Genomic DNA, 842 nt, shown 5'->3' with positions numbered 1-842 from the left:
ATTTCGTGCGCGGCTCGTTCCGGGTGCGCGGCGACACGATCGAGATCTTTCCGGCGCACCTGGAAGACCGCGCCTGGCGGATTGCCCTGTTCGGCGACGAGATCGAACGGATCACCGAGTTCGATCCGCTCACCGGCCACAAGACCGACGAATTGAAGTCGGTGAAAATCTATGCCAATTCGCACTATGTCACGCCGCGCCCGACGTTGAATCAAGCTGTCAAGAATATAAAGGAAGAATTGAAGCTTCGCCTTGAAGAGCTTGAAAAAGCGGGACGACTGCTCGAAGCGCAACGGCTCGAACAGCGCACGCGCTATGATCTTGAAATGCTGGAGGCCACCGGCTCCTGCCAGGGCATCGAAAACTATTCGCGCTATCTGACCGGCCGCAATCCGGGCGAACCGCCACCAACCCTGTTCGAATACATTCCCGACAACGCCATCGTCTTCATCGATGAGAGCCATGTGACCGTGCCGCAGATCGGCGCCATGTACAGGGGCGACTTCCGCCGCAAGGCGACGCTGGCCGAATATGGCTTCCGCCTGCCCTCCTGCATGGACAACCGCCCCTTGCGCTTTGAGGAATGGGACGCGATGCGCCCGCAGACGATCGCGGTTTCGGCAACGCCCGGCGGCTGGGAACTCGACCGGTCCGGCGGCGTCTTCGCCGAACAGGTGATCCGGCCGACCGGGCTGATCGACCCGCCGGTGGAAATCCGTCCCGCCAAGTCGCAGGTGGACGACGTGCTCGGTGAAATCCGCGCCACCGCACGGGCGGGCTACCGCACGCTGGTCACCGTGCTGACCAAGCGCATGGCCGAGGACCTGACCGAATATCTGCAC

The 842-nt window shown here is 62.1% G+C and carries 1 pseudogene; it reads left to right on the top strand.

The window, feature by feature from the left end:
* Nucleotides 1–842, top strand: a pseudogene (locus AC5E6L_RS14885) (excinuclease ABC subunit UvrB); the annotation flags it as partial.

The sequence above is a fragment of the Roseitalea sp. genome, assembly GCF_984466335.1.
This window is presented reverse-complemented; position numbering and strand designations above follow the sequence as displayed.